Source organism: SAR86 cluster bacterium, from assembly GCA_023703615.1.
Classification (GTDB): domain Bacteria; phylum Pseudomonadota; class Gammaproteobacteria; order Magnimaribacterales; family D2472; genus MED-G85.
On record CP097971.1, the window covers coordinates 1,009,971 to 1,033,793 of the forward strand.

General features: G+C 31.5%; 27 protein-coding genes. 18 read left to right on the plus strand and 9 right to left on the minus strand.

The window, feature by feature from the left end; all coding sequences use genetic code 11:
- Positions 1-20 precede the first annotated feature (20 nt).
- From ubiG to M9C80_05245, 3 genes are read left to right on the plus strand one after another with little or no spacing between them, the layout of a single operon-like run.
- Positions 21-719: a bifunctional 2-polyprenyl-6-hydroxyphenol methylase/3-demethylubiquinol 3-O-methyltransferase UbiG gene (gene ubiG / locus M9C80_05235; GenBank protein URQ69337.1), complete on the plus strand. Its 699-nt coding sequence runs from the start codon at positions 21-23 to the stop codon at positions 717-719.
- The gene (locus tag M9C80_05240) at positions 697-1,356 is read left to right on the plus strand and encodes an HAD-IA family hydrolase (protein ID URQ69338.1); all 660 of its coding nucleotides are present in this window, start codon (positions 697-699) and stop codon (positions 1,354-1,356) included. The genes ubiG and M9C80_05240 overlap by 23 nt, the downstream gene beginning before the upstream one ends.
- 11 nt (positions 1,357-1,367) lie before the next feature.
- Positions 1,368-2,123 (plus strand): SDR family NAD(P)-dependent oxidoreductase, encoded by a 756-nt coding sequence (locus M9C80_05245; GenBank protein ID URQ69339.1) that lies wholly within the window; start codon positions 1,368-1,370, stop codon positions 2,121-2,123.
- Here M9C80_05245 and M9C80_05250 read toward each other — a convergent pair.
- The 4 genes from M9C80_05250 to M9C80_05265 are packed head-to-tail and all read right to left on the minus strand — an operon-like array spanning position 2,083 to position 4,765.
- Entirely contained in the window at positions 2,083-2,694 is a 612-nt protein-coding gene (locus tag M9C80_05250) for a hypothetical protein (protein URQ69340.1), read from the minus strand. The genes M9C80_05245 and M9C80_05250 overlap by 41 nt on opposite strands.
- The gene (locus M9C80_05255) at positions 2,684-3,409 is read right to left on the minus strand and encodes an rRNA pseudouridine synthase (GenBank protein ID URQ69341.1); all 726 of its coding nucleotides are present in this window, start codon (positions 3,407-3,409) and stop codon (positions 2,684-2,686) included. Before M9C80_05255 ends, M9C80_05250 begins: the two co-directional genes overlap by 11 nt.
- A gap of 10 nt (positions 3,410-3,419) precedes the next feature.
- Complete coding sequence (gene scpB, locus M9C80_05260) at positions 3,420-3,977, minus strand: SMC-Scp complex subunit ScpB (protein URQ69342.1); 558 nt, start codon at positions 3,975-3,977, stop codon at positions 3,420-3,422.
- Between the two features lie 2 nt (positions 3,978-3,979).
- The gene (locus M9C80_05265) at positions 3,980-4,765 is read right to left on the minus strand and encodes a segregation/condensation protein A (protein ID URQ69343.1); all 786 of its coding nucleotides are present in this window, start codon (positions 4,763-4,765) and stop codon (positions 3,980-3,982) included.
- Positions 4,766-4,935: 170 nt separating this feature from the next.
- Between M9C80_05265 and M9C80_05270 the strand changes: the two genes are divergently transcribed.
- Genes M9C80_05270 through dxs form a run of 8 tightly spaced genes read left to right on the plus strand, consistent with a single transcriptional unit; the run spans position 4,936 to position 14,354 of the window.
- Complete coding sequence (locus M9C80_05270) at positions 4,936-5,985, plus strand: 3-deoxy-7-phosphoheptulonate synthase (GenBank protein URQ69344.1); 1,050 nt, start codon at positions 4,936-4,938, stop codon at positions 5,983-5,985.
- Between the two features lie 3 nt (positions 5,986-5,988).
- The gene (locus tag M9C80_05275) at positions 5,989-6,777 is read left to right on the plus strand and encodes a DnaT-like ssDNA-binding domain-containing protein (protein URQ69345.1); all 789 of its coding nucleotides are present in this window, start codon (positions 5,989-5,991) and stop codon (positions 6,775-6,777) included.
- Positions 6,740-7,321 (plus strand): hypothetical protein, encoded by a 582-nt coding sequence (locus M9C80_05280; protein ID URQ69346.1) that lies wholly within the window; start codon positions 6,740-6,742, stop codon positions 7,319-7,321. The genes M9C80_05275 and M9C80_05280 overlap by 38 nt, the downstream gene beginning before the upstream one ends.
- 34 nt (positions 7,322-7,355) lie before the next feature.
- Positions 7,356-8,246, plus strand: a complete 891-nt coding sequence (locus M9C80_05285; GenBank protein URQ69347.1) for an efflux RND transporter periplasmic adaptor subunit — start codon at positions 7,356-7,358, stop codon at positions 8,244-8,246.
- Positions 8,243-11,368 (plus strand): efflux RND transporter permease subunit, encoded by a 3,126-nt coding sequence (locus M9C80_05290; protein URQ69348.1) that lies wholly within the window; start codon positions 8,243-8,245, stop codon positions 11,366-11,368. The genes M9C80_05285 and M9C80_05290 overlap by 4 nt, the downstream gene beginning before the upstream one ends.
- Before the next feature lie 3 nt (positions 11,369-11,371).
- Complete coding sequence (locus M9C80_05295; GenBank protein URQ69349.1) at positions 11,372-11,593, plus strand: exodeoxyribonuclease VII small subunit; 222 nt, start codon at positions 11,372-11,374, stop codon at positions 11,591-11,593.
- A gap of 7 nt (positions 11,594-11,600) precedes the next feature.
- Positions 11,601-12,479, plus strand: a complete 879-nt coding sequence (locus M9C80_05300; protein URQ69350.1) for a polyprenyl synthetase family protein — start codon at positions 11,601-11,603, stop codon at positions 12,477-12,479.
- Positions 12,480-14,354 carry a 1-deoxy-D-xylulose-5-phosphate synthase gene (gene dxs / locus M9C80_05305; GenBank protein ID URQ69351.1) on the plus strand — a complete coding sequence of 625 codons (1,875 nt, stop codon included), beginning with the start codon at positions 12,480-12,482 and terminating at the stop codon, positions 14,352-14,354.
- Here dxs and M9C80_05310 read toward each other — a convergent pair.
- From M9C80_05310 to M9C80_05325, 4 genes are read right to left on the minus strand one after another with little or no spacing between them, the layout of a single operon-like run.
- The gene (locus tag M9C80_05310) at positions 14,311-14,796 is read right to left on the minus strand and encodes a phosphatidylglycerophosphatase A (GenBank protein ID URQ69352.1); all 486 of its coding nucleotides are present in this window, start codon (positions 14,794-14,796) and stop codon (positions 14,311-14,313) included. The two genes, dxs and M9C80_05310, sit on opposite strands and share 44 nt — an antisense overlap.
- Positions 14,793-15,677, minus strand: coding sequence for a thiamine-phosphate kinase (thiL, locus tag M9C80_05315; protein ID URQ69353.1), 885 nt, complete (start codon positions 15,675-15,677; stop codon positions 14,793-14,795). Before thiL ends, M9C80_05310 begins: the two co-directional genes overlap by 4 nt.
- A gap of 3 nt (positions 15,678-15,680) precedes the next feature.
- Positions 15,681-16,874 carry a thiolase family protein gene (locus tag M9C80_05320; protein URQ69354.1) on the minus strand — a complete coding sequence of 398 codons (1,194 nt, stop codon included), beginning with the start codon at positions 16,872-16,874 and terminating at the stop codon, positions 15,681-15,683.
- A 52-nt stretch (positions 16,875-16,926) separates the two neighbouring features.
- Positions 16,927-17,214 carry a hypothetical protein gene (locus M9C80_05325; protein ID URQ69355.1) on the minus strand — a complete coding sequence of 96 codons (288 nt, stop codon included), beginning with the start codon at positions 17,212-17,214 and terminating at the stop codon, positions 16,927-16,929.
- A 32-nt stretch (positions 17,215-17,246) separates the two neighbouring features.
- Here M9C80_05325 and nth point away from each other — a divergent pair, with 32 nt between their 5' ends.
- The 7 genes from nth to nusB are packed head-to-tail and all read left to right on the plus strand — an operon-like array spanning position 17,247 to position 22,604.
- On the plus strand, positions 17,247-17,900 hold the full coding sequence (gene nth, locus M9C80_05330) for an endonuclease III (protein ID URQ69356.1): 654 nt from the start codon (positions 17,247-17,249) through the stop codon (positions 17,898-17,900).
- Positions 17,901-17,955: 55 nt separating this feature from the next.
- The gene (locus tag M9C80_05335) at positions 17,956-19,236 is read left to right on the plus strand and encodes a serine hydroxymethyltransferase (GenBank protein URQ69357.1); all 1,281 of its coding nucleotides are present in this window, start codon (positions 17,956-17,958) and stop codon (positions 19,234-19,236) included.
- Entirely contained in the window at positions 19,237-19,716 is a 480-nt protein-coding gene (nrdR, locus tag M9C80_05340; protein ID URQ69358.1) for a transcriptional regulator NrdR, read from the plus strand. It abuts the gene before it with no gap.
- Entirely contained in the window at positions 19,713-20,723 is a 1,011-nt protein-coding gene (gene ribD, locus M9C80_05345; protein URQ69359.1) for a bifunctional diaminohydroxyphosphoribosylaminopyrimidine deaminase/5-amino-6-(5-phosphoribosylamino)uracil reductase RibD, read from the plus strand. The genes nrdR and ribD overlap by 4 nt, the downstream gene beginning before the upstream one ends.
- Positions 20,716-21,795: a 3,4-dihydroxy-2-butanone-4-phosphate synthase gene (ribB, locus tag M9C80_05350; protein ID URQ69360.1), complete on the plus strand. Its 1,080-nt coding sequence runs from the start codon at positions 20,716-20,718 to the stop codon at positions 21,793-21,795. The genes ribD and ribB overlap by 8 nt, the downstream gene beginning before the upstream one ends.
- Positions 21,788-22,210, plus strand: a complete 423-nt coding sequence (locus M9C80_05355; GenBank protein URQ69361.1) for a 6,7-dimethyl-8-ribityllumazine synthase — start codon at positions 21,788-21,790, stop codon at positions 22,208-22,210. The genes ribB and M9C80_05355 overlap by 8 nt, the downstream gene beginning before the upstream one ends.
- On the plus strand, positions 22,194-22,604 hold the full coding sequence (gene nusB / locus M9C80_05360) for a transcription antitermination factor NusB (GenBank protein ID URQ69362.1): 411 nt from the start codon (positions 22,194-22,196) through the stop codon (positions 22,602-22,604). Before M9C80_05355 ends, nusB begins: the two co-directional genes overlap by 17 nt.
- A 1-nt stretch (position 22,605) precedes the next feature.
- Here nusB and M9C80_05365 read toward each other — a convergent pair whose 3' ends face one another.
- Positions 22,606-23,823 carry an adenylosuccinate synthase gene (locus M9C80_05365; GenBank protein ID URQ69363.1) on the minus strand — a complete coding sequence of 406 codons (1,218 nt, stop codon included), beginning with the start codon at positions 23,821-23,823 and terminating at the stop codon, positions 22,606-22,608.

Sequence of the window (23,823 nt, forward strand, 5' to 3'; positions counted from 1 at the left end):
AAATTTAGGAAGCGCGAAATATGAATATTGATGAGAGTGAAATTAAAAAGTTCGCTGAATTGGCAGATAAATGGTGGGATAAAAATGGTGACTTTAAACCACTTCACGTGATCAATCCTTTGAGGGCAAATTATATTTTTGATAAATTAGATATATCTAATAAAAAAGTTTTGGATGTTGGTTGTGGTGGAGGAATATTATCAGAAGCTTTGTATGAAAAAGGAGCTGATGTAACTGGAATAGATGCAGCCGGTCCTGGAATAAACATTGCAAAAATCCATGCTGAACAAAATAATAAAAACATAACTTACTATGAAAATACGGCAGAAGAACTATATAAAAAATACAAAAAAAATTATGATGTTGTAACTTGTCTTGAGGTTCTTGAACATGTTCCAGATCCTGCAATGCTTGTTTCAACATGTCTAAAGTTATTGAAGCCTAACGGTCATCTTTTTTTATCAACTATCAATAAAAATCCTAGATCATTTATAACAGCAATAGTTGGAGCAGAATATATTTTTAATATTTTGCCAAAAGGAACACATGAATTTAATAAATTCATTAAACCATCAAAATTAGCAGAATACATAAGAAAAGCAGATGGCAAATTAATTGAATCAAAAGGTATGTTTTATAATCCACTAACTCATAAAGCTAATCTCAATAATGATCTTGGTGTTAATTACATGATGTATGCAAGAAAAATTGAAGACTAAGTTAGTTCTTTTTGACTTAGATGGTACCTTAATTGATACAGCACCAGATTTTCTTGTATCTCTAAATAACATTTTAATTAAACACGGAAAAGAAACTTTGCGACTAAGTGATATTAGAAGTATTGTTTCAGACGGTTCAGCAAAACTTGTTGAATTTGGCTTCAATGTTTCATCTGATGACAAACAGGCTGCTGTCTATAGAAGTGAGTTATTGATTGAATATAAAAAAAACTTGATGAAAAGTTCAAAATTATTCACAGGAGTAAAGGAATTAATAAATTATTTAGTAAAACAAAATATAATTTTTGGTATTGTTACAAATAAACCATATGAATACGCCTACCCATTAGTAAATAATTTTAAAATGCTCAAAAAATCAAAAATTCTTATATGCCCAGAACATTTAAGTAAAACAAAGCCAGATCCAGAGGGAATTCTTTTGGCATGCTCAAAATTAAATATCACTCCAAAAAATTGCGTATATATTGGTGATCATCCAAAAGACATTCAAGCAGGTATAAATGCAGGGACTCGAACAATTGGTTGTTTATATGGATATTCAATAACTAAAGAAAACAATTCTTTTAACATACCGCTTGTTAAAAATGCAGATAACATAATTGAGTTAATTAAATAGAAAAATTAGTAATGAAATTTGATGAACACATCTTAAAAAGCAAAAATATACTAATAACTGGAGCATCGAAAGGAATTGGACGAGAGTTATCAATTGGTTTTAGTAAGTATGGAGCAAATGTGATTCTTCTTGGAAAAAATGAAAATGAACTTAATGAAGTATATGACCAAATAAAGACAAAATATAATACAAATCCAATGATTATATTATCTGATTTAGAAGATCTAAACGAAACAAGTGCGCAAAATCTCCAAAATGAAATTTTTAAAAACTACTCTTGTGTTGATGGCTTGATTAATAATGCCTCGATTGTTGGTAAACTTTCATCTGTTGTTGACTCTAGTCTGGAAACTTGGCAAAAGGTGCTTAAAGTAAATCTAATAAGTGTTTTTTTATTAGTAAAGTATCTTGTTCCTTGTATGCAAAAATCTCATTTACCAAAAATTATTCTAACAACGTGTAATCAAGAAAGTAATAGTAAAGCTTTCTGGGGGCCATACGCTGTATCAAAAACAGCAACCAAGACACTTTCAGAGATTTTGTCTGATGAAATTGAACCAATTTCTAAAATAAAAGTTATTGATTTTGATCCCGAGGCTACAAGAACATCATTAAGGGCATTCACTCATCCGGCAGAAGATCCTTCAAAAATAAAAGGCCCAAATAGCCTTCTGGATTGCTATTTATGGATGCTTATGCATAATTTAGAAGATGATCAAAGGTCTTTTAAATACTCAGATTTTCATCCTCAAGGACTCTCCACATAAAGAGTGACATATAGCTTCTGAATGGACTAAAGACTTCATAAAAATCTTCGTTATAATCTTCTTCGCCAAATATTTTTCTATGGGCATTCTTTAATCCTAAGTCTGGTATGGAAAATATATCAGGATCTCCAATATAAAAAAGTCTTGACATATCAATTGACCAAGGTCCAATACCTTTGATGATGATAAGTAACTCTTGATATTCTAATTTACTAATTTTTAAAAGATCTTTTTTTGATAAATTTAGAAGCTTTTGATCAAAAATGAATCCATTTAAATAGTTAATTTTTTGGCGAGAAAGCCCTGCTTTTCTGAATTTTTTATCTAAAACAATTGAAGGTTTTTTGTAGTTGTTTTTATCTAAGATTTTCTCAGTTCTATTCCATATCGCTGCTGCAGATGCAACTGATAACTGTTGGCCAACAATAATTTTGCATAGATGTTTAATAAAAAGCATGTCGGAAGTTATTATTTTTAATGGTCCTACATTTTTTATGTGCTCTGCAAGATTATGATAACCAAGTTCACTAGTTTTTCTAATTAGAAAATTAAAAGCATTCTTATGTTCCATAATTTTGTATCATATTTATTTCATTAATGGTCAATTCAGTAAATTTTCCAACTTTTAATTTTGATGGTAAAAAAATTGGTCCAAACCTAGTTCTTTTGAGTCTGCTAATTTCCATATTTAGAGAACTAAAAATTTTTCTTACTTCCCTGTTTTTGCCACTATTAATGCAAATTGAAAACCATTGATTTGTTCCATTTTTTTCACCAACAACTACATCTGTGAACCTGTAGATTTGATTTTCTAAATTAATTCCTTCTATCATTTTCAACCTTTTTTCTTCGTTAAAATCTCCTCTTGCTCGAACAAGGTATTCCCTGTCAATCATATTTGAGGGATGCATACAAAAATTAGCGAAGCCTCCATCATTTGTGAATAACATTAAACCTGAAGTATTTATATCAAGCCTTCCAATTGATATCCAATTTCTGCTAATTATGTCATTAGGTAAAAAATCAAAAACTATAGGAATTTTTTTTTCTCTTACTGATGAAGATAACACCCCAACAGGTTTATTTAACATTAGAACTTTTAAGTCTTCGTTAGGTATTTTGATGGTTATTGAATTACAAATTACTTCATCATTAGGAGATACTTTGGAGCCAATTTTTGCGATTTTGCCATTTACAAAAACTTTTTTTTCTTTTATGAGATTTTCGCAATGTCTTCTTGATCCAAGGCCTGCCTTAGCAAGAAATTTTTGCAGTCTTTCTGTCATAAAGGAATATTTAAACTACTTCAGAAAATAAATGAGTGCTATCAATGTTTTGAGCTTCAGGCAGTTCAGGCAATTCTGAAATTGCTTTTAAGTTTAAATCATTCAAAAAAGTATTAGTAGTTTGATAGAGAGCTGGTCTACCTGGAACATCTCTATATCCAGAGACTTTAATCCAATCTTTCTCTAAAAGAGTTCTAATGCTTTGAGTGCTTACAGCGATACCTCTAATATCTTCAATATCACCTCTGGTTACTGGTTGTTTGTAGGCAATTATTGATATTGTTTCCATCAATGCCTTTGAAATTCTTGGAGTTTTTTCATTCCATAAATAGGCTAAACATGAACTATGATTTTTTTTAATTTGTATTCTATAACCTGATGCAACTTCGGTAAGTTCAAGCGAACTTTCAGAATATCTTTCTTCGAGAAGATTTATCGATTGTTTTATTGATGATAGCTCTATCTTTATGCCATGTGATTCTAAAATAGTTCTGATTTCTGACAATCTTAATGGTCTTCCAGATCCTAATAATAAAGCTTCTATATTGTTTATAATTGTATTTTTCATTTCTAAATTGCTTTTAAATATATTTCATTAGTTTTATTTTGTATCAACTCGATATGTCCATCTTTTGCCAACTCTAATGAAGCTAATAAAGTCACAACAACACCATGTTTGCCCTCTCTCTTTCTAAGTGCTTTTGAAAAACTAATGATTTTTTTACCTGATAAAATTTTTAATATTATTTCAATTCTTTCCTGAGTAGAAAGCTCTTCAAAATCTATTAAGTGATTTTTAGTAAGTTTTGGTCTAGCTAAGATTTCTTGATAAGCTAAAAATAAATCGTCTTTTGTGATTTCTGCTTTTTTCTTTTCAATTTTTAATTCAGGGATCTTTGCAGATGCTATAAAAAAATCTCTATCAATTCTTGGTAAAATAGCAATTTTTTCAGACGCAATTTTAAATCTTTGATATTCTTGAAGTCGTTTCATCAAAGCAAGCTTTGGATCTTCATCCTCATCCTCATATATTTCTTTTGGCAGAAGTAATCTTGATTTAATCTCAGCGAGTGTTGCTGCCATAACTAAATACTCTGCAGCAAGCTCAAACTTTAGTACGTCCATGAGATTAATGTACTCAATATATTGGTCAGTAATTTTTGAGACATCTAGTTCAAGAATATTTAAATTTTCTTTTTTGATTAGGTACAACAAAAGGTCCATAGGGCCTGAAAATTTTTCTAGACATATTTCCAAAGCATTTGGAGGTATAAAAAGATCCTCTGGGAGTTCTTCAAAAGGCCTTCCCATCACCATTGGCAATTCTAGTTGTGGATTTACTAAATTTTGAGTCATAAACACTACATAGTGTAAGGTTTAGTGATAATTTATACAATATCTTGTGTTTCTTTAATATATTCATAAGTTTTTTTATAAATAGATAATTAAAATAATTAAGTATTTTTTTTATATATGGGTACTAATTTTTCTTCTTTGATTTAAGATTAGATTTTAATTGAATAAACATGAACTATTTAACTGATAACACTAGAATTATTGATAGGCAAAAAATGCCTGCTCCCTATGAATTAGTTAATCAATATCCTATTAATGATGAAATTTCTAAACTTGTTTATGGAACTAGAAATGAAATAAGCCAGATTCTTCATAATAAAGATGATCGCCTTTTAGCTGTTGTTGGGCCCTGCTCAATTCATAACGTTGACAGTGCTCTTGAATATGCTGAAAAATTAGCATTGGAAAATCAAAGACTACAAGAAAATATATTGATTGTAATGCGTGTTTATTTTGAAAAACCAAGGACAACAGTTGGGTGGAAAGGCTTAATAAATGATCCTGATTTGGATGGTAGTTATAAAATTTCAAAAGGTATTGAAATGGCGAGAAAACTCTTAATAAACCTTGCTGCATTGAATTTACCAGTTGGAACAGAATTTCTGGATCCAATATCACCTCAATATGTTACTGATTTAATTTCATGGGGTGCAATAGGCGCTAGAACAGCAGAAAGTCAAATACATCGTGAATTAGCCTCAGGATTATCGTGCCCAATTGGGATAAAAAACGGAACGAATGGTGGTCTAAAAGCAGCTATAGATGGTATTCAAGCTGCTAATCACTCTCATGTTTTTCTTGGCGCTACAAAAGAATCAGAAATTGCTATGTTAAAAACGTCAGGTAATAATGATGCTCATATTATCCTTCGAGGTGGAAAAGAACCGAATTATGATGAGGATTCTGTAAACCAAACTATTACAGCTTTAAAAGAGGCTGAAGTTAACGAATCTATTATGATTGATGCGAGTCATGGTAATAGTCAAAAAAAATTTAAACAACAAATTGCAGTAATAAAAAATATTTCAACTCAAATATCTAATAATAATAAAAGCATTAAAGGAGTAATGATTGAGAGTAATTTGATAGAGGGGAATCAAAAAATTACTGAGAATCTAAAATATGGTCAAAGCATTACAGATGCTTGTATGGGCTGGGATGATACTCTGGAGTGTTTAGAACTTTTAAACGAAGCCGTTGGTCATAGAAGAGGAAAATAAATATTGGAATTCAAAGATAAGCACTCATTTTCGAAACAAATAGCAGAAACAATTGGACTAGAATCTGCAATAATAATTAACTTCATCAATGAAAATCAAATAGAGGAAGATCTATCATCTGATGTTTTAAAGAGGTTACTTCAAAAAGAATTCCAGTTTTTAGATAAAAAAGATATCGATGCGAGTTTAGCTTTAATAAAAAAATTTGACTTAGTCAAATCTATAGGAAAATCAAAATATCAAGTCAAATCTCCATCAAAAAGTATTAAGAAAAAAAATAAGATAAATAAAAATTGGTACCCATCCAAAGATGTAATAGAAGTACTTGACCTTGGGAACATACCTATAAAATTTTCTGAAAAGAAATTATCTGAATTTATTATTTACTGGTCTGAAAAAGAACAAGAAAGAGACAATTGGAGTACTTTATTTATTGATTTTATTCGAAGAGAATGGGCAAAAGAATCAAATTCCACAAAGGGTTTGCCATTTTGTATAAAAAAAGATTGGAAACCAGATAATGATGTTTTTGATATACTTGAATTTTCAGATATTTCAAAAAAAACTGCATTGAAATATCTAAAGGAGTTTATACTCTATTGGAGCGAAAATGGATCAGCTTTTACAACATGGAATTCAAAATTTATTGAACACGTTAAAAGAAGACATTTAGTTACTCAGGTAGCAAAAAATGAAAAAAATAAAGAGCATTATGAACCAGGAGAGTATACAAAAGACTTTTCATCAAGAAAAAGTGACAAATCTTGGGCAGAAGAACTTAATTTCGAATAAGAAAGAATTCGTTCAAACGATTGACGATCTTTTTTTAAAGTTAGAGCTTTCATATCATTATCAGTTCTATAAAGTTTTTGGCACTGATGAAAAATTAAAAGAAGGAAAAAAATTATGGGCACAAAGTCTTAAGAATTTTTCGTCAATAACAATTAAAAAAGCTACAAACGAGGTTATTAGCACCCAATCCTACCTTCCAACACTTACCGATTTAATAAAAGCATCCATAGATATACAAAATGATGATGGATTTCCATCAGCTGAAGAAGCTTTTATAGAAGCAAGAAAATCTTATTCACCAAGATCTAATTTTAATTGGAGTCATCCTATTGTATATTTTGCTGGAAAAAAAACTGGTTGGAATATATTAGACGAAAAAGATAATAAAGAGGCTTTTATGAGTTTTGTGAAAATATATTCAAAATTTAAAAAAGAAGCATCTAATGGTGTAAAATTCACCATTAAAAATTCATCTAAAGAAGAAGTAAAACAACCATTAAATAAAAAACTATTAGAAGAATTAAGAAAAAAACATAAAATCTAAGTTGCTTCTTACTTAAAACTTTTAATAGTAAATTATGTCAAAGTTACCAATTATGACCAAAAATATAAGAATTTCTTTATATATATTTATACCAATATTGTTTTGGATGGTGTCAGGAATATTTGTTTCTGAAAAAGAAGTTATAGAGGAAAAAAGTGATGAATTATTTAAAGTTGAGGTTTTGGTTAGTGAGGCTCAATATTTTCAACCTCTTATAAAGCTCAAGGCAACTTCTATGTCAGAAGCAAGAATCAACGTTCGAGCAAAAACTTCAGGTGAAGTTGTTAAAATTGGTGCGAAACAAGGAGAATTTATCCAAAAAGACTTCATACTGTGTAGTCTTGGTGTGGTTGAATTAAATAGAACTGAGGTTAAATCGCCCTTTTCTGGATATATTGAAAACATTGTAAAGCCTGGAAATTTTCTAGAAAGAGGACAGGTATGTGCAACAATTATTCAGTTGAACCCTATAATTTTTATTGCCGAGGTTCCAGAGTTTAAGATTAATAAAGTAAGAGTTGGTCAATCGGTTTTGATTGAGCTCATAACAGGTGAAGAAATTGAAGGTCAACTTTCATTTGTATCTAAGAGTGCCTCAAATTTAACCAAAACCTTTAAAATTGAATCAGAAATTGAAAATATAGACGGAAAAATAAGAGATGGCATTACCGCAGAGATGACGATAAAAACTGATGAAATTCTTGCTCATAAAATTTCACCATCAATCCTATTACTAAATGATAAAGGCATATTAGGCATTAAGACTGTAAATGATCAAAATATAGTTAAATTTAATAAGCTTGATATTCTTGAGGATTCTGAAGACGGCCTATGGGTATCTGGCATTTCAAATCTAAGTCGAATTATTATTCAAGGGCAAGGTTTTGTTGAGGATGGTCAAGAAGTGATTACCGAAATAAAATGACACGAATTATAGATTTTGCTCTCTCTAAGGCAAAAACTACTATTATGATGGCAGTTTTTGTTCTTATCGCTGGAACAGTTGCGCGTCAAGAAATTCCCATTGCTGCTGCTCCTAATATTCAACTACCTTTCTTATCAGTTTCTGTATTTCTTGATGGTGCATCTCCTAAAGACACATCTCGTTTAATTGCAAGACCTATAGAAAATAGTGTTGATACTGTGCCAGGTGTAGAAAGAGTAAGTTCAATAAGTTCAATGAGTTATGCAAGAATTATTTTAGAATTTGAAGTTGGTTACGATATGGATAAAGCCCTTGTTGATTTGAAACAAGCAGTTGAAGAAACAAAATTTGAATTGCCTCTTGAAGCTGAAGATCCAATTATAGAGGAATATACTGAAGCATCTTTTCCAATAATGAATATAAGCATTGTTGGGAATAGCTCACTTCGACAAAAAGTCTTCTATGCAAAAGATTTAAAAGAAAAAATTGAAACATTAGAGGAAGTTCTAAGAGCTGATCTAGCAGGTGCACCAGATGAGGTTTTAGAAGGCGTTATCAACAAATCAAAAATGGAATCCTATGGTGTAACTCTATCTGATTTATATTACTCAGTGTCAAATAATAATTTAATTATTCCAGGAGGGACTCAAGATACAGGAAGAGGAAGCTTTAATATTGAAGTTCCAAGCATTATTGAGACAGCTCAAGATGTTTATTCTATTCCTATAAAAGTTACTCCAGAGGCAATAGTTACACTTGGAGATATTGCAACCATATCTAGAACGTTTAAAGACTACTCTTCATATGCAAGAGTTAATGGACAAGATGCAGTAACTCTGGAAATTTTGCTTAGAGAAGGCGCTAATGCAATAGATGCTTCTAATGGTATTAAAAGTATTCTTTCTAATTTTCAGGAAAAAATCCCAGATAATTTAGAAATTATCATTACTGACGATGATTCAATATATGCAGAACTGATGGTAAAAGAACTGAATGGAAATATAATTACAGCGGTATCCCTAATCATGATCCTTATTGTAGCAAGTATGGGGTTTCGAGTATCGATGCTTGTGGGTCTTTCAATACCTTTTTGTTTTCTATCAACTTATCTAACACTTTATCTTTTAGGATATGAGGTAAATTTTCTTGTAATGATGGGTCTTTTATTGGGCATGGGAATGTTAATTGATGGTTCGATAGTAATAACCGAGTATGCCGATAAAAAAATTGCCGAAGGTCTTTCAAGATTTGAGGCATACAGACTCTCATCTAAAAGAATGTTTTATCCTATTCTGGCCTCTACAGGAACAACTTTAGCAGCATTTATCCCTGTGATGTTTTGGCCTGGATACACTGGTGAATTTATGAAGCTTTTACCAGTAACTGTTTCTATAGTTCTTATTTCTTCTTTAGTTTATTCATTAATTGTAATTCCTGTCTTAGGGTCAGTATTTGGGCAAAATGAGTCAGGATTAAATAAAGAAGAAAATGAACGTGAATCTATATTTGTAATTCTTGTTGAAAAATATGGATCTTATATTAAAAATTTTATAAAGAATCCTATAGAAACTGTTATAGGTGTATTCGCTGTAATTTCTTTGATAATGATTACGTTCTCTTTTTACAGCAAAGGAACAGTATATTTTGCAATTGTTGATCCTGTTTCTGCTGAAATTACAATAAGGGCTAGAGGTAATTTTTCTGCACTTGAGTCAAAAGAAATAATAGAAACAGTTGAAGAGAAATTTTTAGCTATTGAAGAACTACAAAGTGTTTATTTGAGAGCGGGTAGTAATTGGTGGCAGTCAGGAGCTGATAAAATTGGTGGCGGATATGTTGAAGTGGCAGCACCCGCAAAAAGGTCAATAAGTGGATTAGAAGTAATTGAAAAAGTTAAAAAGTCTGCTGAGGATATACCCGGCATTATTGTCGAAACTAAAGCAAATCTTGGAGGTCCAGAATTTGATTCTCCAATTCAGATGACAGTTTATGGAAAAAACGAAAGAGAAACTGACATTGTTACAAATTACATAGAAAGCTACATAAGAAATAACATTTCAGGTTTAACAAATATATTTTCATCAAAATCATATCCGTCCGTGGAATGGAGTGTAGAAGTTGATAAGCAAAAGGCAGCACAACTCGGCGTAAATGTAGGCGATGTTGGTGCATTGGTTCAAATGCTAACTAATGGATTTAAGGTTGGTGAATACAGACCAGATGATTCAAGAGATGAGGTTGAAATAAGAGCTCGATTTCCAGAATCTAATAGAACAATTACAGGCATAGCAAACTTAAATGTTACAACTAATGGTGGTCTGGTTCCTGTTAGTTCATTTATAAATCTTGAAGCAAAAGAAAGTAAGCAAATGATAAATAGAGCAAATGGTAAATATGCTCAATCAATTGCTGCTTCAACAATTGATGAAACTCAAGTCTCAAATAAAATTCAAATAATACAAGAATGGCTTAATGCCCAAGAATTTGGCGAAGATATAGAAGTAAAATTTGAAGGAATGGCTGAAGAAACAGAAGAGGTAAATCAATTTATGATAATCGCTGGATTAACTGCGGTGTCGATTATGCTGTTAATGCTTGTTACTCAATTTAATAATTTCTATCAATCATTTTTAATTCTGACATCTGTTGTAATTTCATTTAGCGGAGTGCTACTAGGCCTGTTGATTACAAATAGCGCTTTTAGCACGACCATGACTGGTCTTTCTATAGTAACACTTGCAGGAATTGTAGTTAATAATAATATTGTACTGATAGATACATTTAATAAATTAAAAGATGAATCGCCAAATGAGGAAAAGGCATTGCTTATATTAAATGCTTGCAAACAAAGATTTAGGCCTATCATTCTTACTTCAACAACAACAATATTAGGATTGTTGCCTTTAGCAATGGGATTGAGTGTTGATATTGTATCAAGAGATATTTTGATAGGTAGCAGAATAGTAGATTGGTGGACAAACCTTGCTGTTTCAATAGTTTTTGGGCTTGGTTTTAGTACCTTTATTACATTAATTTTGACTCCAGCAGCTTTAGCTCTACCTTATGCAATTAAAAATGATTATAAAAAATTTTTTAAACTAACAATTAATAAATTACAATAAACCATGAGCAATTCAAACAAAAAAACAGATTTTGAAGCATCTATTCAAAAATTAGAGTCGATCATATCTAAATTAGAAGATGAAAATATTAATTTGGAGGATTCAGTTAAGTCATTTGAAGAAGGCATTAATTTAGTCAAAGAATGTCAAAAACAACTTGCAACTGCAGAATTAAAAGTAAAAAAACTTTTAGATGATGGCACATCTGAAAATTTAGAAAACTAAAAAATCTATGTCCTCAGAATATCTTGCTCAAGTCAGAGAAATTATTGGAGCAAATATTTCATCTGTAATTAATAATACAAATCTTATTGAAAAATCTATGGCTTACTCATCCTTGAGTGACAGCAAGATGGTCAGGGCTGGACTTGTACTTGCTTCGTCTGAATTAAATAAAAATTTATCAAAATCAAGCGCAATCACATTAGCAACTGCGGTAGAACTTATGCATACTTACTCTCTTATTCATGATGATCTTCCGTGTATGGATGATGATAAATGGAGAAGAAACCAACCTTCAAATCATATTAAATTTGGTGAAGCAAATGCAGTTTTAACAGGAGATGCTCTGCAGGCTCTTGCATATGAAATTATTTGTGAAGATAAAGATCTATCAAATACTTCAAAAGTAAATGCTGTTAAAAGTCTATCTAAGGCATGTGGAAAAAAAGGAATGGTTCTTGGTCAACAACTTGATTTAGAAAATGAGCAAAATTCAGAAAGTATAGAGCTAAAGGATTTAGAATATATTAATTCTCTGAAGACAGGTAAATTAATAGAATGTTCTGTCTTGTTAGGTTCTCTTGAAAATTTATTGGACATTTCTCTTAAAGATGGGCTCAGAGAGTATGGAAAAAAAATTGGTTTAGCATTCCAAATCATTGATGATATTTTGGATGTCTTAGGAGACAAAAATAAATTAGGCAAAGAAGTTAACTCTGATAAGAAAAATAAAAAAATTACCTATATTGAACTAATTGGCGTAGACGCTTCAAAAGAAAAAGCTTCTGATTTGATAAAAAGTGCAATTTCAATTATTAACTCCTTTGATGTAGACAACAAAGAAAATTTAATAGGCATAGCAAACTATATTATTAATAGAGATAAATGAATGAAGATTTTTAAAAAAATACCTAATAAAAAACCTTCAACACCTCTTTTAGATAAGATTGAGTTTCCAAAAGATATAAAAAAATTCTCAAATTCTGAATTAGAGATACTTGCGAATGAGCTCAGAGAGTTTTTGTTATATTCTGTTGGTCAAAGCGGAGGACATCTTGGAGCAGGCCTGGGTGTAATAGAGTTGACAGTTGTTCTTCATTATCTTTTTGATACTCCTAATGACAATCTTGTCTGGGATGTTGGACATCAAGCTTACCCTCATAAAATTCTCACTGGCAGAAAAAGTAAAATTCAAACAATCAGAAAGAAAGATGGGCTAGCTCCTTTTCCAAACATTAATGAAAGTGCATTTGATGCATTTGGAGTTGGTCATTCTAGCACCTCAATAAGTGCTGCACTTGGGATGTCTATTGCAAATCAAGCGGATAATAACAATAAGAAAACAGTTGCAGTAATTGGAGATGGCGCAATGACAGCTGGAATTGCTTTTGAAGCTCTAAGCCATAGTGGTCATTTGAAACCAAATTTATTAATAATCTTAAATGATAATGATATGTCTATTTCAGAAAATGTTGGTGGGTTATCGAATTACTTTTCAAGAATCTGGGCTTCAAAAACATATAAAGGTATTAAAAAAGGTGGTGCTAGTTTTTTAAAGCCGCTTCCTCAGGCGTATCATTTAGCTAGAAAAGTTGAATCGCAAATGAAAGCGATGGTAGCTCCAGGAAGTATTTTTGAAGAGCTTGGCTTAAACTATATTGGGCCAATCGATGGACATAATATTAAACAATTAATTGATGTAATAGGAAATTTAAAAGATTTTGATGGTCCTCAATTTCTTCATATTATTACAAAAAAAGGTGCGGGGCTTGATCCAGCCGAAATTGATAGAATTCAATTTCATGCTATTGGCAAAATAAACTCTTTTGAGGAAAAAGGCCAATCAAAACCAAAGTATCAAGACATTTTTGGTGATTGGATTTTAGAAATGGGGTCTATTGATCAGAATTTAATTGCAATAACGCCAGCAATGCGAGAAGGATCGGGCTTAGTAAAATTTAGTGAGAAATTTCCAGATAGATACTTTGATGTTGCCATTGCTGAACAGCATGCAGTGACATTTGCAGCTGGTCTATCTCTAGAAAATAAAAAGCCAATAGTTGCAATATATTCAACATTTCTTCAAAGAGCCTATGACCAACTTATTCATGATGTTGCTGTTCAAAATCTTGACGTTACTTTTGCGATTGATAGAGCTGGACTTGTTGGAGAAGACGGTCCAACTCATTCAGGAAATTATGATATTGCATTCATGCGATGCATACCAAATTTATTAATTATGACCCCTTCAAATGAGCAAGAGACAAGAGATTTATTAACAACGGCATATTATTATAATGGTCCTGCAGCCGTAAGATATCCTAGAGGTTCTGGACCAAATGTAAAGCTTGAAAAAGAAATCAAATCTTTTGAAATAGGTAAAGCAAATTTAATAAGAGAAGGTAAAAAAGAAATTATATTTTTAAATTTTGGTGCTTTGCTTGAAGAAGCAAAAGTAGTTTGCGACAACCTTGATCTTACTTTAATTGACATGCGTTTTGTAAAACCTCTAGATTCAGAGATGCTATTAACTTATTTAAATAAAGCTAATTTTTTTGTATCGCTTGAGGATGGTTCAATTGCAGGAGGGGCAGGCAGTGCTGTGCAAGAGTTTTGTATGGAACACAATATAAAAATACGATCAAAACTTTTCGGCATTGAAGATAAATTTATTGAGCATGCTTCAAGGGAAGAGATGCTTGAGGAAGCAAATTTAACTTCTATAAAAATAGAAAGAGTGTTAAAAGATATGCTGGAAATATAGCTAATACTCCAGCAAGCAGATCGTCTAAAACAATACCAAAACCATTTTTATAATTCTTATCAACATAAGAAATTGGAAAAGGTTTCCATACATCAAATAGCCTAAAAAAAATAAATACAACCAAAGCATAAAAAGTTCTTGTTTCCTGAGATGTTAAAAATAACGCAGGCAACAAAGATAACCACATGCCTGAAAGCTCGTCTATTACTATTGATTTATGATCTCTATCTTTAAGATATTTTGAAGCTTGAGAACAAATCCAAATTGAGAAAACAATAACAACCAAAGAAATGATTAACATGTTTGTATAGTGAGATAGATAAATAAATAAAAAAAGCGCAAATGCAGAACCAAAAGTTCCGGGTGCTAGTGGAATAGTTCCTATGCCACCAAGAGTTGCAATAAAATGTATAGGATTTTTTAAATTAGGAAAATTTTTCATTTTTTAAAATGATCGAATCCATTAGTTTCTAGATCATACTCCTTTTTGGAAATAAAATTTAATTTTTTATCTTTTGTTATAGTCCCAATTTTGAAAAAGCACTCATCTTCAATGCCTGGTGGCATCGTAAAACACAAGTCATAATCATCGCCTGCATCTAAATCACTTAAATTTGAAGTGATTGGAATGTCATCTATATATATGTCAGCTCCTACACTGGAAGAAGTTAAAATTTTTTTTAAATCTCCAATTAAACCATCTGAGGTATCAATGCACGCGTTAACATTTTTATAAATTTTCTTTGCTAAGCTAAATTTAGGTTCAGGATGCATATAATCACTTATATAGTCTGAATTAAATTTACAATTTTTCCAATCTTTTAAACCTTTTCTTGCCCTACCCACTTGGCTGCTTATAAATATTTCATCGCCAATTTTTGCATTATTTCTTTGAACTATTTTATTGCCAAGCGGAACACCAAATACTGTTACATTTATATTTAAAGGGCCTTTTGTAATATCGCCACCGATCAGAGAAAGTTCATACTTGTTACATACTTCTTTAATGCCTTGCGCAAACTTTTCGTACCAATCTCTATCTGTTTTTTCAGAAGTTATAGAAATGCTTAAAGCTTTAGGACTACAACACATAGCAGCAAGATCACTTAAAGCAATTGCAATAGCCCTATATGCAATATCGTTTGGCATAGCATTTGCTGGAAAATGAACATTTTCAATTGAGGAATCAACAGAAGTAACTACTTCACTTTGAAAATTAAAAACGGCACAATCGTCACCAGATGGGACTATTATTCCATTTTTTTTGTCATATTCGGCTCCAATGCCTTTAAATATACCTATTAGTTCAAATTCTGAAATCAAAGATTAACTAGGATATCTTTCTAATAATCCCGATGCTCCCATTCCTCCGCCAACGCACATTGTTACAACACCAAATTGTTTATCTTGTCTTGTAAGCTCCCTTGCCAAATGACCAACACATCTTGATCCTGTCATTCCATAAGGGTGTCCTATTGAGATAGAGCCTCCATTAACATTTAGTTTATCCATTGGTATGCCTAATTTATCTCTACAGTATGCAACTTGGACTGCAAATGCTTCATTAAGTTCCCAGAGGTCAATATCATTCATAGACATATTGTAATTTTTTAAAAGCTTCGGTACTGAATAGACCGGCCCTATTCCCATTTCATCTGGCTCACAACCCATTGTAGTAAAACCTCTAAAATAAACCATAGGCTTAAGACCTAATTCCAAGGCTTTTTCTTCCGACATTACTAGAGCAACAGAAGCACCATCTGATAACTGAGAAGAATTTCCGGCTGTAACAGTACCGTTTTCAGGATCAAAAACGGGTTTAAGTGCGCTCAATCCTTCCATAGTTGTTTCAGGTCTGTTGCACTCATCTTTGTTCACAGTAACTTCAACTTCTTTTGAATCACCAGTTTCTTTATTGACTAGCAACATTTTTGTTTGCATAGGAATTATTTCGTCATCATAAAGTCCAGCATCTTGAGCAGCAGCAGTTCTTTTTTGGCTTTCAAATGCAAGTTCATCTTGAGTTTCTCTTGAAATTTTATATCTCTTTGCAACAACTTCCGCTGTCATTCCCATTGGATAATATATTCCAGGAGATTGCTCTGCTAATTTTTCATTAACAAAATTATCCATATTCATTTTTGCACCGATCATTGAAATTGTTTCTGCACCACCAGCAATAACCGCATCATATGATCCAGCCATAATTTGTCCAGCAGCCATTGAAATTGATTGCATTCCAGAAGAGCAATATCTGTTAATAGTAGTTCCTCCAACACTAATGGGTAAGTTAGATAAAACTGCTGCATTTCTGGCAACATTATGTCCTTGAGCACCTTCAGGATTCCCACAGCCCATTATTATGTCTTCTACAACCTCTGGAGAAAGAGTAGGATTTCTCTCAAGCAAAGCATTAATTATATGAGCAAGCATATTATCTGGTCTTGTGATATTAAAACCACCTCTATTTGATTTTGCTAGTCCTGTTCTAACACTATCTACAATAACTACATTTCTCATAACTTCTCCAAAAAATTTAATAGGCTGTATTTTATTCCATCTTATTATTTACTTAAAGCTTCTTGTACCAATTAGGTATAATATCTATACCAAACTCTTCAGCTTTTTTAATAATATACGGTATTGTTATCGGGCTAAAGGGCAGAACAACTAAAACGCCCAAACCAAGGCTTTTTAATATTTGTTCAAACTGCTTATTAGCTTCGATAATCTCTTCTTCGCTAGCATTACCTTCAGCATATTTTAAATAAATGTCCAACATTTTTTTATTTTCTTCAGTTTCGTTAAGAAAACTATCTTTAATTTTTAAAATATACTTTTGAAGTCTTTTATTATTCATAATTATATTAATTATTATGCTACATTTATTATATGAAAAAATCTCAAAGAGCCTTAATTATTTCTAAGATTTTAGATAAAGAGTATCCAGCAACTCCTATACCATTAGACCATTTTAGTACATACTCTTTGCTCATAGCTGTCTTACTTTCAGCTCAATGTACCGATGAAAGAGTAAATAAGGTAACGCCAAAACTTTTTGATATTGCATCTGACCCTATATCGATGTCAAAGCTCTCTCAAAATGCTATTTATGAAATAATAAAGCCATGTGGATTAGGTCCAAAAAAATCTAAAGCTATTTTAAATTTATCAAAAATCTTAGTTAAAAATTTTAATTCTGAAGTACCTCAAGATTTCAAAGATCTTGAAAGTTTGCCTGGAGTTGGTCATAAGACTGCATCTGTAGTTATGAGTCAGGGCTTTGGTGTTCCTGCTTTTGCAGTTGATACTCATATTCATAGACTTGCACAAAGATGGGGTCTTACTAGTGGTAAAAATGTTAAAAAAACCGAAGAAGATTTAAAAAAAAATTTTCCAAAAGAGAATTGGAATAAATTACACTTACAAATGATTTTTTGGGGAAGAGAATTTTGTCAAGCGAGAGATTGCTATGGTTTGAAATGCAAAATTTGCACATCATGCTATCCAAAAAGAATAAAACCTTTTATGCACAAAAAGCCTTAGATAATATAAAATTAGCATAAATTCTTTTTAACTTTAATATAACTTTTAAAAAATTATGAAATCATCAAGAAGCGATAATATTTTTTCTAATGAAAATTCTATTGAAAACTATGACTCAGAATTATGGAAATCTTTTCAAAATGAAGCAAAAAGACAAGAGGATCATATTGAACTAATTGCATCAGAAAACTATGCGTCTAAGAGAATTTTAGAAGCACAAGGGTCCGTTTTAACTAATAAATATGCAGAAGGGTATCCATCAAAACGATATTATGGTGGTTGTGAGAATGTAGATGTTGCTGAAAATCTTGCTATAGATAGAGCAAAAGAACTATTCAAATCAGATTACGCAAATGTCCAACCGCATTCTGGCTCATCAGCAAATGCTGCAGCATATTTAGCGCTTTTAGAACCAAACGATACAATTCTTGGTATGAGCTTAGATCATGGGGGTCATCTTACGCATGGATCAAAAGTTAATTTCTCTGGTAGGAACTATAAAAGCGTTCAGTATGGGCTTCATCCTGAAACTAATGATATAAATTATGATGAAGTAAGATCTCTTGCAAAAGAATATAAACCAAAATTAATAATAGCAGGATTTTCTGCATTTACTGGAATAATAGATTGGAAGAAGTTTAGAGATATTGCTGACGAAGTTGGAGCATACTTTTTAGTTGATATGGCTCATGTTTCAGGTTTGGTTGCAGCAAATTTATATCCATCACCTATACCTTTTGCTGATGTTGTTACATCTACGACCCATAAAACATTAAGAGGTCCAAGATCAGGTATTATTCTTGCAAAAGCAAATGAAGAAATTGAAAAAAAACTTAACTCAGCAGTATTCCCAGGATCACAAGGCGGCCCTCTTATGCATGTTGTTGCTGCTAAAGCATTATGTTTTAAAGAGGCACTTGATCCAGAATTTAAAATTTACATTCAAAATGTAATGGATAACGCAAAAATAATGGCAAAAACTTTAATGTCAAATGGTATAGATATTGTCAGCAATGGAACTGAAAATCATATTATTTTAGTAGACTTGAGGTCTAAAGGCATGACTGGGAAAGACCTCGAAAAACTTCTTGGGACTGTCAATATTACAGTAAATAAAAATTCAGTACCAAATGATCCGGCTTCACCATTTGTGACATCTGGTATCAGAATTGGAACACCTGCGGTTACAACCAGAGGATTTAAAGAGAAAGAAATTATTCAAGTTAGTAATTGGATTTCAAATATTATCAATGATTTTGATAATGATGAGCTTCAAAAAAATATTAAAGAAGAAGTTCAAAATCTTACAAGCAATTTTCCAGTATATAATGTGTAGATGTATTGCCCTTTTTGCCAAGCTGAAGATACTAAGGTAATTGATTCAAGATTAGTTGCAGATGGCTCACAAATAAGAAGAAGAAGAGAATGTGAGGTATGTTTCTCTAGGTTTACAACTTTTGAAACTATTGATCTAGCTTTACCTAGAGTCATTAAGAGCAATGGGGAAAGACAGCCTTTTAATGGATCAAAATTGAAATCCGGTATGTTAAGAGCTCTTGAAAAAAGACCTTTATCAACAGAAGAAATAGATACTATTTTTGGAAAAATTCTAAAAGAAATAAGAACTAAAGGGGTTCGTGAAATAAAATCTATTGAAATCGGCAAAATTATGATGAATGCACTAAAAGAAGTTGATACTGTTGCATATGTTCGTTTTGCATCCGTCTATAGAGATTTTCAAGATATTGAAGATTTTTCTCAAGAAATTAGCTCACTCAATAAAGAGAATCCATCAAAGAAAAATTCAAAAAAATGAATTATGAAGATTTAATGCTTCATGCAATTACTAATGCTGAGTCTTTCAAATATACTGCAAAGCCAAATCCCGTAGTTGGAGCAATACTTTGTAACGAAAATGAAGTTATCTCAGAAGGTTATCATGAAGTTTACGGTGAAAATCATGCAGAAATTAATGCGATATTGAAAGCAGAAGAATTGCTTGGAAAAAAATTCAATAATTTTTCTGATTTAACTTTAATTAGTACCTTAGAGCCATGTAGTCATCAAGGTAAAACTGGATCATGTGCAAAAAGAATCGCTGCTACCGGAATAAAAAATGTTTTAATTGGTGCAATTGATCCAAACCCTTTAGTTTCTGGTAAAGGCATTAAAATACTAGAAGAAAATAATGTTAAAGTTATTTCTGGCATTCATAAAGAGTTAGTAGAAAGTCAAAATAGTTTTTTTTTCTTTAAGCACAAAAATAGAAGGCCTTATATTATTTTAAAAATTGCGTCTTCACTTGATGGAAAGTCACATTTTGATAACGGTGAAAGAACAATAATTACATCTCAAGCTTCAAGAGATGACGTTCAGGTATTAAGAGCAACTTGTGATGCAATATTAACTGGTGGCAATACTGTGAAAAATGATAATCCTAGGATGAATGCCAGAGTAGATTTTCCAGTCAACCAACCAAAAAAAATACTACTATCAAGCAAAGAGTTTGAGATGAACTTGAATTTCTTTAAAGATGGTCAAGTAAAGATTTTTAAAACTAAAGACCTAGGTGAGATTATAAATTCTATCGGATCTGAAGACATTTCCTCTGTACTGATTGAAAGTGGTCCTAAGTTAGCTAATTCTTTTTTAAAACTAGGATTAATAGATGAAATTATTTCATATACATCAAACATGAATCTTGGCCAGAATGCTATAAATTGGTTTCATGAAGAAAATGCTATTGAAAAATATGGTTTTAAATTAGAATCCTCATATAACGTTGATACCGATTTAAAAGAAATCTTTAAAAAAAATGAATAAAAGTAGTACCTTAGAAATTATTGATGATATTAAAGCTGGGAAAATGGTCATTGTTGTTGATGACGAATCTCGGGAGAATGAGGGAGATCTTATTTGTGCTGCAGATTTAGTTACGCCAGAAATAATTAATTTTATGGCATCAAAAGGCAAAGGCTTAATTTGTCTGCCAATGAGTAAAGAGCTTTGTGATAAATATAATCTTCAAATGATGGCTAATAATAATAGAGCTACTAATAAAACAGCCTTTACAGTTTCAATTGAAGCGGCAGAAGGAATAACAACAGGTATTTCTGCTGCAGATAGAGCTCATACAATCAAAACAGCCTTAGATAAAAAATCTAAACCATCCGATATTGTTCAGCCTGGTCATATATTTCCTCTCAGAGCAATGAAAGGTGGAGTTCTTAGTAGAGCTGGACATACTGAAGCTGCCTGTGATTTAGCTGAATTGGCTGGACTGCAGTCAGCTGGAGTGATATGCGAAATAATGAATGATGATGGTACTATGGCAAGAAGAGATGATTTAATAAAATTTGGTAAAGAAAATAATATTAAAGTTGGTACTATTGCAGACTTAATTGATTACAGGCTTTCGATGGATGCTACTGTTGAATCTGTGCTTGATAAAAATGTTATAAATGAGTTTGGTGAATTTAAGTTAAATGTGTGGAGAGATAAGATTTATGATGAATATCATTTTTCTCTCTCTATGGGTGATTTAGATAATGTTGAGTCTCCTCTAGTTAGGGTACAAACTCAAAGCATACTTCAAGATTTGCTTGGTATTGATGATTTAGGAAAAAATTGGTCTATAAGAGATTCTTTAAAAAGAATTGCTAAGGAAGGTACAGGATTGTTTGTTCTTATTAATCACAGAGATGCAAAAAGTTATTGGTTAAATAAACTTGAAGAAAAGGAAATAGAACCTAAAAGTAATAGAAGAGTAATAGGAGTTGGATCACAAATATTAAGAGCTTTGAACTTAAAAAAAATAACTGTATTAGGAACGCCTACAAAATATAGCGCAGTTTCTGGGTTTGATATAGAAATAACTGGTTTTGAAAATGAATAAAGTTTTGATTGTTCATACTTGTTGGTATGAAAAATATATAGATGAGATGATTGCTATTGCTAAAGAAGAACTTCATAAAAAAACTAATATGAATTTTGAAGTTAATACTGCAAGAGCTCCTGGTGCATTAGAATTGGCTTCTTTGGCCCAAAATAAAATTGAAAAATTTAATGGTGAGTATTCTGGTATTTTATTTGTAGGAATAATAATTAGAGGTGAAACATCTCATTATGATCTTGTCACTAAAGAAACATTTAGATCAATAGGTGTTTTTTCAGAAAAAAACTTTAATATTGCTGTTCTTAATAACGTTATATGTGTAGAGAATAAAGTTCAACTTAAGGAAAGGTATTCTGTTGCTACAAAAAGAAATACATTATCACTTGTTGATTTTATTCATGAAAAATCTCTCTAAGTTTAAGATTGCCGTTAAGACTAGAGAATATTTAGTACAAGCAATTTATCAGATGCTTTTTAATAAACAAAAGGTTTCAATGATAGTAAAACAATTCAAAAATGAGCATGAAACAAAAAAAGTTGATTTTATGATGTTTTCTTCTTCTTTAAAATCTATTGAAAAAAATAAAAAGGAAATAGAAGAAATTTTAACTTCACTGGAAATTAAAGATACTAGCTTAGAATTAATTGATAAATCAATTCTATATTTTGCAATCAATGAGATGCTGTATGGTGACTTGGATAAACCTGTTGCATTAGATGAATCTTTGAGACTGTCAAAGAAATTTTCAAGCCCTGACTCCTACAAATTTATTAATGCAAGTTTAGATAAATTTCTAAAAATAATTTGATTTAACGTAATATTGTTTGATCTCTTGATGGGCCAGTAGAAACTATCGTTGCTGTGCATCCTGTAAAGTCTTCAATAAATTCTATATATTTTTTGGCATTCTCTGGTAACTCAGAATAAACTGTCGTTCCTTCTGTGGAAGATAACCAGCCCGGAAATTTTTTGTACACAGGTTTATTATTTTTAGATTCAATACAAACATTAATTGTTTCCATTTCATCTAATACATCAAGTTTAGTGATACAAAGATCTGTTACAGAATTTGTAAAAATCGCTTTTTTAAGAGCTACTAAATCAAGCCAACCGCATCTTCTTGGTCTTCCAGTAGTTGCACCAAATTCATTTCCTTTTTCTGCAAGCATTTTTCCATGATTATCAAAAAGTTCTGTTAAAAAAGGGCCTTCACCTACCCTGGTAGCATAAGCTTTTGAGATACCTATAATTTTATTTATAAACTTTGGTCCAATGCCAAGTCCTGTAGAAACTCCTCCGGCAGTTGTACTTGATGAAGTAACGTAGGGATATGTCCCATGATCTATGTCTAAAAGAGTTCCTTGTGCGCCTTCAAACAGAATAGATTTATTATTTTTTATCCACTCATGCATAATTTCTTGAGAATCAATACAGTATTCGTTATATAAATACTCATATTTGCTTATTTCTTCTATAACTTCATCTATTTTATGGGGTTGCTCATCATAAAGATTTTCTAATAGTTTGTTATGATATCCGACAAGAGTATTAATTTTGTCTTTCAAAATATCTATTTTCCCCAGATCTCCAAATCTAATTGCCCTTCTCCCAATCTTATCTTCATAAGCTGGACCAATGCCTCTTCCAGTTGTGCCAATGGATTCTTTTTTGTCTCTCGCTTTGTCTATAGAAATGTGGCTTGGAAGAATCAATGAACACGCAGAGCTGATATAAAACCTATCTACGAAAGATATATCTTTATCTTGCAGGTTTATTATTTCTTTTTCTAGTGCATCTAAAGCAAGCACAACTCCATTGCCTATTAAACATTTAGCATTCTCATGCAAGATGCCAGAAGGTATGAGATGAAGTACAGTTTTTTGACCTTTTACTTTTATTGTATGACCAGCGTTATGGCCACCTTGAAATCTACATACAGCATCCGCTTTTTGACTTAATGCATCAACAATCTTCCCCTTACCTTCATCTCCCCATTGCAGACCAAGGATAAGAGTATTATTAGACAC

Excerpts from the sequence above, each read along its gene's own strand:
- ubiG (URQ69337.1), top strand. The coding sequence starts at position 21 with ATGAATATTGATGAGAGTGAAATTAAAAAGTTCGCTGAATTGGCAGAT.
- M9C80_05240 (URQ69338.1), top strand. The coding sequence starts at position 697 with ATGCAAGAAAAATTGAAGACTAAGTTAGTTCTTTTTGACTTAGATGGT.
- M9C80_05245 (URQ69339.1), top strand. The coding sequence starts at position 1,368 with ATGAAATTTGATGAACACATCTTAAAAAGCAAAAATATACTAATAACT.
- M9C80_05250 (URQ69340.1), bottom strand. The coding sequence starts at position 2,694 with ATGGAACATAAGAATGCTTTTAATTTTCTAATTAGAAAAACTAGTGAA.
- M9C80_05255 (URQ69341.1), bottom strand. The coding sequence starts at position 3,409 with ATGACAGAAAGACTGCAAAAATTTCTTGCTAAGGCAGGCCTTGGATCA.
- scpB (URQ69342.1), bottom strand. The coding sequence starts at position 3,977 with ATGAAAAATACAATTATAAACAATATAGAAGCTTTATTATTAGGATCT.
- M9C80_05265 (URQ69343.1), bottom strand. The coding sequence starts at position 4,765 with ATGACTCAAAATTTAGTAAATCCACAACTAGAATTGCCAATGGTGATG.
- M9C80_05270 (URQ69344.1), top strand. The coding sequence starts at position 4,936 with ATGAACTATTTAACTGATAACACTAGAATTATTGATAGGCAAAAAATG.
- M9C80_05285 (URQ69347.1), top strand. The coding sequence starts at position 7,356 with ATGTCAAAGTTACCAATTATGACCAAAAATATAAGAATTTCTTTATAT.
- M9C80_05290 (URQ69348.1), top strand. The coding sequence starts at position 8,243 with ATGACACGAATTATAGATTTTGCTCTCTCTAAGGCAAAAACTACTATT.
- M9C80_05295 (URQ69349.1), top strand. The coding sequence starts at position 11,372 with ATGAGCAATTCAAACAAAAAAACAGATTTTGAAGCATCTATTCAAAAA.
- M9C80_05300 (URQ69350.1), top strand. The coding sequence starts at position 11,601 with ATGTCCTCAGAATATCTTGCTCAAGTCAGAGAAATTATTGGAGCAAAT.
- dxs (URQ69351.1), top strand. The coding sequence starts at position 12,480 with ATGAAGATTTTTAAAAAAATACCTAATAAAAAACCTTCAACACCTCTT.
- M9C80_05310 (URQ69352.1), bottom strand. The coding sequence starts at position 14,796 with ATGAAAAATTTTCCTAATTTAAAAAATCCTATACATTTTATTGCAACT.
- M9C80_05320 (URQ69354.1), bottom strand. The coding sequence starts at position 16,874 with ATGAGAAATGTAGTTATTGTAGATAGTGTTAGAACAGGACTAGCAAAA.
- M9C80_05325 (URQ69355.1), bottom strand. The coding sequence starts at position 17,214 with ATGAATAATAAAAGACTTCAAAAGTATATTTTAAAAATTAAAGATAGT.
- nth (URQ69356.1), top strand. The coding sequence starts at position 17,247 with ATGAAAAAATCTCAAAGAGCCTTAATTATTTCTAAGATTTTAGATAAA.
- M9C80_05335 (URQ69357.1), top strand. The coding sequence starts at position 17,956 with ATGAAATCATCAAGAAGCGATAATATTTTTTCTAATGAAAATTCTATT.
- nrdR (URQ69358.1), top strand. The coding sequence starts at position 19,237 with ATGTATTGCCCTTTTTGCCAAGCTGAAGATACTAAGGTAATTGATTCA.
- ribD (URQ69359.1), top strand. The coding sequence starts at position 19,713 with ATGAATTATGAAGATTTAATGCTTCATGCAATTACTAATGCTGAGTCT.
- ribB (URQ69360.1), top strand. The coding sequence starts at position 20,716 with ATGAATAAAAGTAGTACCTTAGAAATTATTGATGATATTAAAGCTGGG.
- M9C80_05355 (URQ69361.1), top strand. The coding sequence starts at position 21,788 with ATGAATAAAGTTTTGATTGTTCATACTTGTTGGTATGAAAAATATATA.
- nusB (URQ69362.1), top strand. The coding sequence starts at position 22,194 with ATGAAAAATCTCTCTAAGTTTAAGATTGCCGTTAAGACTAGAGAATAT.